The following is a 12,462-nucleotide window of genomic DNA, read 5'->3' as shown; positions in this document are numbered from 1 at the left end:
CGGCCGTCTATCCCGCCAGCGCGGCGTCAACCGCTGCCTGAGCGTGCAGGCTGGTGGTGTCGAACAGCGGCACCGCACTGTCCTGCGGGCGTACCAGCAGCATGATTTCGGTACAGCCGAGAATGATCGCTTCGGCACCACGCGCCACCAGCCGCGCGATCACGTCTGCGTAGACCTGTCGCGAGCGCTCGCTGACCACGCCGGCGATCAGCTCCTGGTAGATGATGTCGTGGACCTGCTGGCGATCTTCGGCGTCGGGTACCAGCACTTCCAGCCCGAAGCGACCGGCCAGGCGTCCCCGGTAGAAGTCCTGTTCCATTGTGAAAGCAGTACCGAGCAGGCCCACCCTGCGCCAACCGGCCGCCACGATGGCGGTGGCGGTCGGGTCGGCGATGTGCAGCAGCGGCAGCGGGCAGGCTGCTTCGATCTGTGCGGTCAGCGCGTGCATCGTGTTGGTGCAGATCAGCAGTACATCGGCGCCACCCGCCTGCAACCGCTCTGCCGCATCCACCATGTGCCGCGCAAGCGCGTCCCAGTCGCCGTCGTGCTGCAACTGCTTGATCGGAGCGAAATCCACCGACCACATCAGCAGCTGCGCCGAGTGCGCGGCCCCCAGGCGACGGCGCACCTCTTCGTTGATGAGGCGGTAGTACTGCGCCGAACTCTCCCAGCTCATGCCGCCGATCAGGCCCAGGGTCTTCATGTGCCGCTCCAGGTGGGGAGGCGCCATTGCAGCACAGGCGGGCGGCGATGTCGCCGCGACCTCTGACAGGCGCGATAATGCGGCCATCGATGATCGAGGGCAGGGTGATGGGCGAATGCTGTGGCTGCGGCAGGACGATGGACCTGGCGGCGATGCAGGCGCGTCACCGCCGCGTGCTGCGGATCGTGCTGCTGGTCAACCTTGCCACGTTCGCGATGATGGTGCTGGCCGCCTGGTACAGCCATTCTTCGTCACTGCTGTCCGGTGCGCTGGATAATCTGGGCGACGCGGCCACCTATGCGCTCAGCCTCGCGGTGGTGGGTGCGGGCATCGTCGCCAAGGCACGTGTGGCGCTGTTCAAGGGGCTGCTGATCCTTGCCGCAGCGGTGGCCGTGGCGGTGCAGATCGGTTGGCGCCTGCTGCATCCGGAGGTGCCGCTGTTCGCCAGCATGGGCTTGGCCGCCCTGCTCAATCTGGCAGCCAATGCACTGTGCCTGTGGCTGCTCACACCCTATCGCAACGATGACGTCAACCTGGCGTCGGCCTGGGAGTGCTCGCGCAACGATCTGTACGAGGGCTCGGCGGTGCTGCTGGCTGCAGGGCTGGTGGCGCTGTTCGGTGCGGGCTGGCCCGATCTGCTGGTGGCGGCCGCACTGCTGGTGCTGTTTCTGCGGTCGGCGATGCGTGTGCTGGGTACGGCGTGGTCGGAGCTGCGCGCGGCACGGCAGGTTCATGCGTGAGTGGCCGCCTGTAACCGTCGCATCGGCATCGCGCTGTATGTGACGTCGCGGTGAGCCACCGCCTATGCTGGGACGGTTCTCTTTCGTGGATGGCCGAATGTCCCTGCAGACCTGGTGGTGGTTCCTGGCTACGGTGTTCGTGCTGTGTGGCACCCCTGGACCGAACATGCTGCATATCCTCGGACGCAGCGTCGGCCTGGGATTCCGCGCCAGCCTCCCGGCCATGGCCGGCTGCCTGCTGGCCATGCTGGCGGTACTGGCGGCCTCCGCCGCCGGGTTGAGCGCACTGCTGCACTCCTCACCCATGCTGTTTGAAGTGCTGCGCTATCTGGGCGTGGCCTACCTGGCCTGGCTGGGCCTGAAAGCGTGGCGCGACAGCAGCCGGCCGGCAGCGCCGGTGGACGTTGAGGCCCCGGCGACGGTGCTGTCAGCGGACGGAGCCTGGGCGGTATTCCGCGGCGGCCTGCTGGTGGGCCTGAGCAATCCCAAGCTGCTGCTGTTCGCCACGGCGTTCCTGCCGCAGTTCGTCGATCCCGCGCGGGGGCAGGCCGTGCAGTACAGCGTACTGTTGGCAACCTTCGCCAGCTGCGAGCTGTTCTGGTACGTGATGTATGCCGCCGGTGGCCATGGCCTGCGCCGTTGGCTCGGCCGGCCGTTCGCCCGGCGCTGGTTCGAGCGGCTGGTGGGCAGCGTGTTCCTGGCGTTCGCGGTGGCCCTGCTGCGCTTCCGGCCCCGTTGATCCGTATGCGGCTTCACGCCGCACGCGCGGCTCCCTCACGAGGCTGGCATCGGCTGCGGCCTAGGCTGATCGCACTGTTTTCAGTCCCTGTGGGGAAAGGATCGACATGATCAAGTGGGCCATCATCTTCGCCATCATCGGTGTGATCGCCGGCGTGCTCGGCTTCGGCGGCATCGCGGGTGCCGCGGTGGGTATCGCCAAGTTCCTGTTCTGGGCCGGCATCATCATTGCCGTGGTGCTGTTCCTGCTGGGCATGACCGTCGCGAAGAAGGTCAGCTAGCGGCTGCCTGCGTGGCAGCGCGCGCAGGCGTGCGCTGCCACGCGAGACGCACAGCCGTCAGTCTTCGATACGTGCGAAACGAGGCTGTGGGCCAAGTGCGCCCGGTACCTGTTCTACGAACATGGCGTACGGTCGCACCCACAATCCGCCTTCGCCATACAGTGCGCGGTACAGCACCATCGGCTGCAGGGTCTCGCTGCTGCGCACGATGTCGATCACTTCATACTCGCCGCCCTTGAAATGGCGATAGCGGCCGCGCGCAAGCGTGGGCAGGGGACTGAGCGCCGTCATGGGTGCGGCACTCATCTGCGCGCCGGCTGTGCCGGCATCGCGCAGTAGGCGTCGATCGCCTCGGCGGTGTTGGCCAGGCCCTGCGCCTGGGCCAGTTCCCAGGGGCGCTCGCAGCGCTGGTAGCCAGCCGAGCCGATGCAGCCATGGGCATCGCGATCACCGCCGACTACGGGGGCGGAAGTGGCTGCCGCTTCGCGCACGGGCGTCTGTTGCGGTGCCGCGCAGGCGGCCAGGGCCAGCAGCATCGGCGCCAGCATGAGGGCTTTCATCGAGGACACTCCGTGGCCTAAACCATCAGTGTGCGGCGGGCCAGCAGCAGCGGCAAGCGCTCAACTCATCGACGCGCGGATCAGTTCCTCGATCAGGACCAGGTAGCAGGCTGCGAAGTAGAACTTCAGCAGCGTCGAGCGCTGCGGCGGTTGGAAGGTGCGCATGTGGAAGGGGCCCCTGTTGGTGACGATAGTGTGAAGCCAAGCTGACTTCGTGACAAGAATCACGAAAGTCATGGGGTGAACGGGCTCAGGGATGTGACGAAGCGCGAATTCCGATCCGCCGGCGGGGATTTTTCGGACAAATCTGATAGGCCCTGCCTGAAGCGCTCGCTAGCCTGAACAGGTATCGGCGCTCTCACCTCCCGGCGCCGCGTCCATTCCCTCCGTTGGAGTCGATCATGGTGTTTACCGTCCACTGCAATGCCCAGCACTGGTTCGTGCTGGACCCCGAGGCGCGCACCACCGCCTCGTTCGCCCGCGGCGCCGACGCGTTCGATGTCGCCACCGAACTGGCCCAGGAACATCACCGCCGCACGGGCCAGCACTGCATCGTGCGTGTGGAGGCACTGGGGGGGGCAGTGGATGTACTGCGGATCGGTGCCTAGCGGCCGACCCTGCGGCGCAGTCAGCCGCGGTTGAGCTGTTTGAATGGGGAAAGAACCGACGGTGCGTTGCCCTCTGTGCGCCGCGCCGCGAATCCCGGATGCTTGCCGCCACGCATTCATCTGGAGATCTCGATGGGCAACGCACTCACCTGGCGCACCCTGGCCTGCGCACTGCTGCCGATGCTGGCCGCCGCCGGGGGCGCGCAGGCGCAGAACTATGGTTATGACGACGATCGCCATGGCGGCCGCGACGGCAGCGGCATCGTGCGATGCGAATCGGTCAAGAACCGCAGCAATGAGTGCCGCCTTGAAGGGCGGCCCCGGCTGATCCGCCAGTTGTCCGGCTCGCCGTGCGTGGAGGGCGAGACCTGGGGCCAGTCACGCTCCGGGGTGTGGGTGACCCGGGGCTGCCGGGCCGAGTTCGTCGGCGAGTCGCGTCGTGGCGGCGGCTGGGGTGGTGGATGGGGCAACGGCAATGGCCGCGGTGGCGAAGTGATCGCCTGTCATTCCAATGGCCATCGACAGGAATACTGTGACACCCGCGTCCGCCGCAGCGTACGCCTGATCCGGCAGGACTCCCGCAGTGCCTGTATCGAGGGCCGGACCTGGGGCTGGGACCGCCGCGGCATCTGGGTCAGTGATGGTTGCCGCGCCCAGTTCCAGGTGAACTGATCCTTCTGGCCATCTGCGTCAAAATCAGAAAAATCTGATATTGCTCACAGTTTGAACGCCGTATCGTCTGCAATCAGGGCACGGGTGCCCTGATTGCATCGGCAGTCCGTGCCGGCACCGGTGCACGCCTTCCGCCTTCATCGATACGCTGCCTCAAGGAGTGAGCTGCATGTTGATCCGCCTTCAGTGCGAACAGCGCCAATGGCGTGTTCTGCATCCGGATAGACCGGAGCCGATCGAGTTCCGCGACGGCGCCCGCGCCTTCGATTTCGCCCAGGCCCTGGCCAGGCTGCATTTCGTGGACACCGGGCAGCGCGCCGCCGTGCGCGTGGAAGCCAGCGGCGCGTTCGTGGAAGCGATCAGCTACGGTTGAACAGGGACCGCGCGTCGTTCCGCAGCAGGCGTGGGAAACCGGGCGCCTGCCCGGTTCCACCCGGAACGGTCAGCCCGCCGCGCTCAGCGGAGGAGTGGTGGCAGCCAGCTGCGGCCAGCGCTTGAGCACGGCCGCGCGGATCCCGGCGGCATCGATGCCGGCTTCAGCCAGCAGGTCCTCGCGGCTGGCATGATGCTGGTAGGCGTCGGGCAGGCCGAGATGCAGGATCGGTCGCAGCACCGCTTCGGCGTTGAGCAGCTCGGCCACGCCGGAACCGGCGCCACCGGCCACCACGTTGTCTTCGATGGTCACCAGGCCTTCGTGCTGGGCGGCCATTGCCAGCACCAGGTCGCGGTCCAGCGGCTTGATGAAGCGCATGTTGACCACGCTCAGGCCCAACTCGCGGCCCACCTGTTCGGCGGCGGCAACGGTGCTGCCGAACGCCAGCAGGGCGATGTGGCTGCCCTGCACGCGCAGCTCGCCCTTGCCGATCGGCAGCGTGGACAGGTCACTGCCGGCCGCGACGCCGGTACCGCTGCCACGCGGGTAACGCACGGCGGCCGGACCGGCGTACTGCAGACCGGTGCTGAGCATCTGCCTGCACTCCGCCTCGTTCGACGGGGCCATCACCACCATGTTCGGCACGCAGCGCAGGAAGCTCAGGTCGAGGTTGCCGGCATGGGTCGCCCCATCCGGTCCGACCACGCCGGCGCGATCAATCGCGAACAGCACGTCGAGGTCCTGGATGGCCACGTCATGCACCAGCTGGTCGTACGCGCGCTGCAGGAAGGTGGAATAGATCGCCACCACCGGCTTGCCGCCCTGGGTGGCCATGCCGGCGGCCAGGGTGACCGCGTGCTGCTCGGCGATCGCCACGTCGAAGTAGCGCTGCGGGTATTCCCTGCTGAAGCGCACCAGGCCGGAGCCTTCGCGCATCGCCGGGGTGATGCCGTACAGGCGTGGCTCCGCGGCGGCAGCGTCGCACAGCCAGTCGCCGAACACGTCGGTGTAGGTCGGCTTCTTGGCGCCGGTCTTGGCCACCAAGCCCTTGTCGGGATCGAACGGGCCCACTGCGTGATAACCGATCTGGTCGCCTTCGGCAGGCTCGTAGCCCTTGCCCTTGGTGGTCATCACGTGCAGCAGCTTGGGGCCCTTGGAGGCGCGCAGCGTCTTCAGCGTGGACAGCAGGGCGGGCAGGTCATGGCCGTCGATCGGGCCGGTGTAGTGGAAGCCCATCTCCTCGAACATCGTGGAGGGCACGAACATGCCTTTCCAGTGCTCTTCCCAGCGCTTCACGAAGCGCGCCGGATTGTTCTTCTTGTCGCCCAGGATCTTCTTGCCGCCTTCGCGCAGTGCATTGAGCGTGCGGCTGCCGGTGGCGCGGCCGAGCATCTTGGTCAGCCCGCCGACGGCCTCGGAGATCGACATGTTGTTGTCGTTGAGGATCACCAGCAGATTCGGCTCCGGCTCCATGCCGCCCGCGTGCATCAGCGCCTCGAAGGCCATGCCGGCGGTCATCGCGCCGTCACCGATCACTGCCACGATCTTGCGGTCGTCGCCCTGTGACTGGCGGGCGATGGCCATGCCCAGTGCGGCGGAGATCGAGGTCGAGGAATGACCGACCCCAAAGGTGTCGAACTCGCTTTCCTCGCGCTTGGGGAACGGCGCCACGCCGTCCTTCTGCTTGACGGTGTGGATCTCGTCACGGCGGCCGGTGAGGATCTTGTGCGGGTAGGTCTGATGGCCCACATCCCAGACCAGCTGGTCATGCGGGGTCTGGTACAGGTAGTGAAGGGCGACGGTGAGTTCGATCACGCCCAGGCCGGCGGCGAAATGTCCGCCGCTCTTGCCCACCGATTCGATGAGGTAGGCGCGCAGTTCGTCGGCGACCGCCCTCAGCTCGGATTCGTCGAACGTGCGCAGGTCATCCGGCGTCTGGATGTGCGCGAGGCGGGGATAGCGGGCAGAGTCGATCATCATGTTCGCACGTGTTCTGAACGACCATTTTCGCCCTCAAACGGGGGTGGGGCAAGCAAACGCCGCCGTCCGTGACAGGACGGTGAGGGTTGCCGGCCGGCAGGTTCAGGTGCTGAGCTTGGAACGCTTGGGCAGCTGCGCTTTCAGGAACGCCATCTGGTCGGCCAGGATGTTGCGGTTGGACAGGATCAGGTGCTCGATCCAGCTGGGCCGGTAGGGCACCGCCAGCAGCGGCATGCCGGCCTGCTGGGGGGTACGGTCACTCTTGCGCGAGTTGCAGTGGAAGCATGCGGTGACTACGTTTTCCCAGCAGTCCAGCCCGCCCTTGGACAGCGGCATGACGTGGTCGCGGGTCAGCGAGGGACGGTTGAACTGCTGGCCGCAATACAGGCACAGGTGCGAATCGCGGGCGAACAGGGCCGGGTTGGTCAGGTTCGGGGTAGGGTCGATGGCACGGGATCGCGCGTGGCCGCGCGCGGCGATGATCGGATGCAGGTCCAGGCCACTCTGCAGGCCGCTGAACCGGTTGGTTCCGCCGTGGATGTGCAGGCAGGGGTCGCCAAGGGTCCAGGCGACGGCCTCGCGGGCGTAGAGGCAGGCGGCATCCTGCCAGGTGATCCAGTCCAGTACGCGTCCGTGGGCGTCGAGCGAGAGCAGCCGGACCGAACCGGGGCGGTGCAACGTCGTGACGTTGGGCGATGCTTCGACGCCCGGAGCAGAAAGCGGGGCTCCGGCTTCGATCAGACCCAAGCGTGTAGTGTCTGTCTCCATCGGGAGAACAGCTTATACCTGAATGTTGACGATTTGTGTATCGCCCGTCGGCGATACGCAAATCGCAAGAATCAGGTCCGCGCATTCCTCCTGTCTCCCGCGCCGTTGGCGCGCCCCCCTTAACAAAGGGGGGCTTTTCTCCAGAGGGATGATCGAGGGCGGTCAGGCTGGGGTCGGATCCCTTTCCGAGGGAAAGGGCTCTGACCCCTCATCCACGCATGGCGTGGATCTACCGGCGGGATGGGCTCAGGCGCCGAAGCGCTCGTCGTCCATCGCCATCAGCGGCGCCGCACCGGCCTGGATCGCGGCAGCATGGCTGAGCGTACGCGGCAGCACACGGGCGAAGTAGAAGCGCGCGGTCTCGCGCTTGCCCTGCGCGAATGCCGCGCCGTGCACACTGGCGTCGGCGGCGGCGACACTGCGTGCCCACCAGTACGCCAGCACCACGTAGCCGGAATAGAACAGGTAGTCGTAGCTGGCCGCACCCAGCTCGTCCGGGTTGCCGGCGGCGCGCTGCAGCACGTCCATGGTCAGCTTGCCCCATTCGGCAGCCTTGGCGCGCAGTGGGCCGATGAACTCGGCCAGCGCTTCGTTGCCCTCGTGTTCCCTGGCGAAGGCCTCGATCTCGGCCAGCATCAGCTTGAGGCCGGCCCCCTGGCTGGAGGCGGTCTTGCGGCCGATCAGGTCCAGGGCCTGGATGCCGGTGGTGCCTTCATACAGCGTGGTGATGCGTGCATCGCGCGCCAGCTGCTCCATGCCGTGTTCGCGGATGTAGCCGTGGCCACCGAAGCACTGCAGGGCGTTGTAGGTGTTCTCGATGCCCCATTCGGTCTGGCAGGCCTTGGAGATCGGGGTCAGGAAGCTCACCAGGGTGTCGGCGCGCTCGCGCTCGGCAGCGTCGTCGGCGCGGTGGGCGATGTCGATCAGGGTGGCCGCGTGCAGGGCCAGCAGGCGGCTGCCTTCCACCAGTGACTTCACCGTCAGCAGCATGCGACGCACGTCCGGATGGACCAGGATCGGGTCCGCCGGCCTGTCCGGGAACTTCGCGCCGCTCAGGGCGCGCGACTGCAGGCGCTCACGGCTGTACTTGAGCGCGTTCTGATAGGCGCGTTCGGACAGGCCGATGCCCTGCAGGCCGACGCCCAGGCGCGCAGTGTTCATCATGGTGAACATTGCCTGCAGGCCCTTGTGCGGCTGGCCGACCAGATAGCCCTGCGCGCCGTCGAAGTTCATCACGCAGGTGACCGAGCCCTTGATGCCCATCTTGTGCTCGATGGAGCCGCAGCGCAGCGCGTTGCGCTCGCCGACGTTGCCCTCGCGGTCGACCTTGAACTTCGGGGTGACGAACAGCGAGATTCCCTTTGCACCCGGAGGCGCGTCGGGCAGCTTGGCCAGCACCAGGTGCACGATGTTGCCGGTCAGGTCGTGCTCGCCGGCAGTGATGAAGATCTTGGTGCCGGTGATCGCGTAGCTGCCATCGGCGTTCGGCTCGGCCTTGGTCTTGAGCAGGCCCAGGTCGGTACCGCAGTGCGGTTCGGTCAGGCACATGGTGCCGGTCCAGCGGCCTTCGATCAGGGGCTTCAGGAAGGCGTCGTGCTGCCACGCTTCGCCGTGCTGCTTGAGCGCTTCAATGGCGCCGTGCGAGAGCAGCGGGAAATTGCCCCACGCCAGATTGGCAGCGTTGATCATTTCGTTCAGCGGCACGCCCAGGGTGTGCGGCAGGCCCTGGCCGCCCAGCTCGGGTGCGGCGGTCAGGCCGGTCCAGCCGCCGTCGACGAACTGGTCATAGGCCTGCTTGAAGCCAGGCGGGGTAGTGACTTCGCCAGTGGCCTGGTCGAGCACGCAGCCGATTTCATCGCCCACGCTGTTGAGCGGGGCCAGCACGCTCGCGCTGAAACGGCCGGCTTCCTCCAGCACGGCATCGACCACGTCGGCGGTGGCGTCGGTGAAGCCCAGGCGGGCGAACAGCGGTTCGACCTTGAGCACGTCGTGCAGGGCGAAACGGAGGTCGGAAAGCGGGGCGGTGTAGCTGCTCATCGGATACGTCTCGATCAGGGACAGGGAGAACGGCGCGGTGCGCCGCGATGGAAAGCGGTGTTCAGCGCAGCACGCCCGGCAGGCCCGGCGCCTGGTTCAACGTGCTGCGGCTGCTGACGTCGAAGCTGCGCTGCTTCTTTTCCTGCGGCGTGGCTGTCACCGAACCTTTCAGGCCATAGGCCAGGGTGCGGTTGCCGGCCAGCGCATCGGCCACCACCAGGCGTGCGGCCGAGCTGGGCACCAGGTCGACCGTGATGACGTCGGCGGAGGTGCCGCCGATGGAGATGCCGGGACGGGCCTGCAGGGTGCCGGCTTCGCTGTCGCCGACGCTCAGCGCCAGGGACACATCGTCGAACGTCATCGGCATCGAGCTGTAGTTCTGCAGGCGCAGCGCCACGGTCCAGTTGCCGTCGGCGCGGACGGTCAGCTGCTGCAGGCTGGCGGCCGGTTCCGAGACGCGCTTGACGATGCCGTCGCTGCAGGCGGCGAGGGCGAGGGTGCACAGGACGATCAAGACGGTACGGAAACGGTGCAACATGGGCGCAAGTCCTCTGAAGGGGGTGCGTTGGCGTAAGCATACTACGGCGTATGGTTCAGTGGATCGCCTTTGGCGACCCGCCGCAGAGGGTAGCGCGTGAAGATGGCGGCCGGACACGCACAGCGCCGGAGCGGGCGCGTTGCGCGCAGCCGCGCGGGGCGGCTCAGTCGGCCGGTGCGTCGCGTATCGGCGCCATCAGGCGCAGCGGCGCCAGGTCGTAGCCCATCGCCTCGGCCTTGGCCTTCAGCTGTTCGAACCGTGCGCGGTCCATCTCCGGCAGGCGCGACAGGATCCACAGATACTTGCGGTCAGGGCCGCCGACCATCGCCCACTGGTAGTCCGGATCCAGCGCCAGCACCCAGTAGTCGGCCCAGACCAGCGGCACCCAGCTCAGCCAGTCGGGGACGAAGCGCACCTGCAACTGGCCGGGATGTCCGGCCACGGGCCGGGCCACGCCTTCAGCCACCACGCGTTCGCCGTCGCCATTGCGGCAGGCATTGGTGACGCTGATGCGGCCATCGCGGCGCAATGCATAGTGTGCGGTGATGTCGCCGACGCAGCGCTTCTGGAACGACACGGGCAGGTGGGCGATCTCGTGCCACTGGCCGGCATAGCGGTCGATGTCCAGTGCATCGACGGCACGCACGGGTTCGCTGGCGGTCGCGGACAGCGAAGCCAGCAGCAGGCAGGCGAACAGGGCAGGGCGCAGATGCATCGGCAGACTCCGGCAGGACACTGGAGCGTAGGGGGCGTGCTGCGTGCCGGTGTGAATGTTTCGTCAACCGCCTGCATGGCGCGCCGGAAACAAAAAAAGACCCGCATTTCTGCAGGTCTTCAAGCATGGTGGCCGAGGACGGAATCGAACCGCCGACACGGGGATTTTCAATCCCCTGCTCTACCAACTGAGCTACTCGGCCAGATTGTGCGGCAGACCGCGATCGACAGCGGTGGCCGGAAAAAAAAGACCTGCATTTCTGCAGGCCTTCGAACGTGGTGGCCGAGGACGGAATCGAACCGCCGACACGGGGATTTTCAATCCCCTGCTCTACCAACTGAGCTACTCGGCCACGTGTTTCGTTGCAGCGACGTCGCTGCCAAGGACGCGCATATTACGGAGGTCGGCTGTCTTCGGCAAGCATTTTGGAAAAAAACCTTCACATTGCCGTCTGCGCGGGCGCAAGTGGTTGATCCTGCGTCGTGCCGAGGTGGCGGCGCCGGTCGATGGCGGACGAGGCGGGTGGTCGCGGCGGCGGCGAGGATCGTCGCCTGCAGCGGAAATCAGCGGGCCGCCCGCATCGGCAAACATGCAGGGGCAAGGCATGCGGCCGCGGTTGCATCAGGCAGGCGATGGAACGCTGTTTTCGCCGCCGCACGCGCCGATCGTCGCGGCGTATTGTCGCCCCTCCTGTCCAATGCTGTCCGCAGCAGAGTCCATCCCATGGCTGATCAACTGACCACCACCCGCATCGTCCTCGCCTCGCGGCCGCAGGGTGCGCCGATCGCTGCCAATTTCCGCCTGGAGCAGTCGCTGCTGCCGGCGCCGGCAGCAGGACAGGTGCTGCTGCGCAACCGCTATCTGTCGCTGGATCCGTATATGCGCGGGCGCATGGACGAGGGACCTTCCTATGCGCCTCCCGTTGCCGTGGGTGCGGTGATGGAAGGGCAGACCGTCGCCGAAGTGCTGCAGTCGAATGCGGCGGGAATCGCGGTGGGCGAGTTGTTCCTGGCGCCGGGTGGATGGCAGACCCATGCGGTGCTGGATGCGCAGGTGCTGGGGCGTCGGCTGGACCCGGCGGGCCTGCCGCTGAGCACGGCACTCGGCGTGTATGGCATGCCGGGATTCACCGCGTATTCCAGCCTGCATGAAATCGCCCGGCTGCAGCCGGGCGAGACGCTGGTGGTCGCCGCTGCGACCGGCCCGGTGGGGGCAACCGTCGCCCAGCTGGCCAAACTGCAGGGCGCCCGCGTGGTCGCCATTGCCGGCGGCGATGGCAAGCGTGCCTACCTGCAATCGCTTGGCGTGGATGTGGCGCTGGACCATCGCGCGGCTGATTTCGCCGCGCAGCTGCGCGCCGCCGTGCCGGACGGCATCGACGTCTACTTCGAGAATGTCGGCGGCCACGTACTCGACGCGGTGCTGCCACTGCTCAACGATTTCGCCCGCATTCCGGTCTGCGGCACCATCGCCACCTACAACGCGCGCGGCGTCGAGCATCCCGGGCCCGATCGCCTGCCGGCATTGTTCAGCCAGATCCTGCGGCAGCGGCTGACGGTGCGCGGCTTCATCGTGCACGACTTCAGCCACCTGTGGCCGCAGTTCGAGCGCGAGATGGCGCACTGGCTTCGGGAAGGGCGCATCCAGTACCGCGAGGACGTGGTCGAAGGGCTGCAGAACGCACCGGATGCCTTCTTCGGGCTGCTGCAGGGGCGCAACTTCGGCAAGCTGGTGGTGAAGCTGGACTGA

15 protein-coding genes and 2 tRNA genes are annotated in these 12,462 nt (G+C 67.0%); 7 read left to right on the top strand and 10 right to left on the bottom strand.

Annotated features, from left to right (window positions below; all coding sequences use genetic code 11):
• Positions 1–7: 7 nt before the first annotated feature.
• On the bottom strand, positions 8–703 hold the full coding sequence (locus tag AC5P5M_RS01900; protein WP_053518692.1) for an aspartate/glutamate racemase family protein: 696 nt from the start codon (positions 701–703) through the stop codon (positions 8–10).
• 107 nt (positions 704–810) lie between these two features.
• On the opposite strand from AC5P5M_RS01900, the gene AC5P5M_RS01895 reads away from it, so the two are divergent.
• The 3 genes from AC5P5M_RS01895 (at position 811) to AC5P5M_RS01885 (ending at position 2,462) form a co-directional block, all read left to right on the top strand.
• Positions 811–1,443 carry a cation efflux transmembrane domain-containing protein gene (locus AC5P5M_RS01895; RefSeq protein ID WP_080375309.1) on the top strand — a complete coding sequence of 211 codons (633 nt, stop codon included), beginning with the start codon at positions 811–813 and terminating at the stop codon, positions 1,441–1,443.
• Between the two features lie 97 nt (positions 1,444–1,540).
• Positions 1,541–2,182: a LysE family translocator gene (locus tag AC5P5M_RS01890; protein ID WP_495205514.1), complete on the top strand. Its 642-nt coding sequence runs from the start codon at positions 1,541–1,543 to the stop codon at positions 2,180–2,182.
• A 106-nt stretch (positions 2,183–2,288) separates the two neighbouring features.
• Entirely contained in the window at positions 2,289–2,462 is a 174-nt protein-coding gene (locus AC5P5M_RS01885) for a DUF1328 domain-containing protein (protein ID WP_006380555.1), read from the top strand.
• 57 nt (positions 2,463–2,519) lie between these two features.
• Here the strand turns inward: AC5P5M_RS01885 and AC5P5M_RS01880 are convergent, their stop codons facing one another.
• Both AC5P5M_RS01880 and AC5P5M_RS01875 read right to left on the bottom strand, forming a co-directional pair.
• Positions 2,520–2,753 carry a DUF1653 domain-containing protein gene (locus tag AC5P5M_RS01880; RefSeq protein WP_053518695.1) on the bottom strand — a complete coding sequence of 78 codons (234 nt, stop codon included), beginning with the start codon at positions 2,751–2,753 and terminating at the stop codon, positions 2,520–2,522.
• An 11-nt stretch (positions 2,754–2,764) separates the two neighbouring features.
• A complete protein-coding gene (locus AC5P5M_RS01875) occupies positions 2,765–3,022 on the bottom strand; it encodes a hypothetical protein (RefSeq protein WP_495205513.1) in 258 nt (85 codons plus the stop codon).
• A 401-nt stretch (positions 3,023–3,423) separates the two neighbouring features.
• Between AC5P5M_RS01875 and AC5P5M_RS01870 the strand changes: the two genes are divergently transcribed.
• The 3 genes from AC5P5M_RS01870 (at position 3,424) to AC5P5M_RS01860 (ending at position 4,675) form a co-directional block, all read left to right on the top strand.
• Positions 3,424–3,630, top strand: coding sequence for a hypothetical protein (locus tag AC5P5M_RS01870; RefSeq protein ID WP_065175527.1), 207 nt, complete (start codon positions 3,424–3,426; stop codon positions 3,628–3,630).
• Positions 3,631–3,762: 132 nt separating this feature from the next.
• Complete coding sequence (locus AC5P5M_RS01865) at positions 3,763–4,302, top strand: DUF3011 domain-containing protein (protein WP_111186452.1); 540 nt, start codon at positions 3,763–3,765, stop codon at positions 4,300–4,302.
• A gap of 169 nt (positions 4,303–4,471) precedes the next feature.
• Complete coding sequence (locus tag AC5P5M_RS01860; protein ID WP_053518700.1) at positions 4,472–4,675, top strand: hypothetical protein; 204 nt, start codon at positions 4,472–4,474, stop codon at positions 4,673–4,675.
• A gap of 69 nt (positions 4,676–4,744) precedes the next feature.
• Here the strand turns inward: AC5P5M_RS01860 and dxs are convergent, their stop codons facing one another.
• From dxs to AC5P5M_RS01825, 7 genes are all read right to left on the bottom strand, one after another.
• Positions 4,745–6,652 carry a 1-deoxy-D-xylulose-5-phosphate synthase gene (dxs, locus tag AC5P5M_RS01855; RefSeq protein WP_065175547.1) on the bottom strand — a complete coding sequence of 636 codons (1,908 nt, stop codon included), beginning with the start codon at positions 6,650–6,652 and terminating at the stop codon, positions 4,745–4,747.
• 105 nt (positions 6,653–6,757) lie between these two features.
• A complete protein-coding gene (locus tag AC5P5M_RS01850; RefSeq protein ID WP_053518701.1) occupies positions 6,758–7,423 on the bottom strand; it encodes an HNH endonuclease in 666 nt (221 codons plus the stop codon).
• A 246-nt stretch (positions 7,424–7,669) separates the two neighbouring features.
• Positions 7,670–9,460 carry an acyl-CoA dehydrogenase C-terminal domain-containing protein gene (locus AC5P5M_RS01845; RefSeq protein ID WP_193396123.1) on the bottom strand — a complete coding sequence of 597 codons (1,791 nt, stop codon included), beginning with the start codon at positions 9,458–9,460 and terminating at the stop codon, positions 7,670–7,672.
• Between the two features lie 61 nt (positions 9,461–9,521).
• On the bottom strand, positions 9,522–9,998 hold the full coding sequence (locus tag AC5P5M_RS01840; RefSeq protein WP_065181910.1) for an LEA/WHy family protein: 477 nt from the start codon (positions 9,996–9,998) through the stop codon (positions 9,522–9,524).
• Between the two features lie 163 nt (positions 9,999–10,161).
• Positions 10,162–10,713, bottom strand: coding sequence for a lipocalin family protein (locus tag AC5P5M_RS01835; RefSeq protein WP_053518705.1), 552 nt, complete (start codon positions 10,711–10,713; stop codon positions 10,162–10,164).
• 126 nt (positions 10,714–10,839) lie between these two features.
• Positions 10,840–10,915 (bottom strand) — tRNA-Phe (locus tag AC5P5M_RS01830).
• 74 nt (positions 10,916–10,989) lie between these two features.
• A tRNA-Phe gene (locus tag AC5P5M_RS01825) sits at positions 10,990–11,065 on the bottom strand.
• A gap of 371 nt (positions 11,066–11,436) precedes the next feature.
• Here AC5P5M_RS01825 and curA point away from each other — a divergent pair.
• Entirely contained in the window at positions 11,437–12,462 is a 1,026-nt protein-coding gene (gene curA / locus AC5P5M_RS01820; RefSeq protein ID WP_495205512.1) for an NADPH-dependent curcumin/dihydrocurcumin reductase, read from the top strand.

The organism is Stenotrophomonas sp. YJH_SMC_106-19, assembly GCF_059368375.1.
The sequence above is the reverse complement of the archived record's forward strand: the minus strand, read 5'-3'. Positions and strand labels throughout refer to the sequence as shown.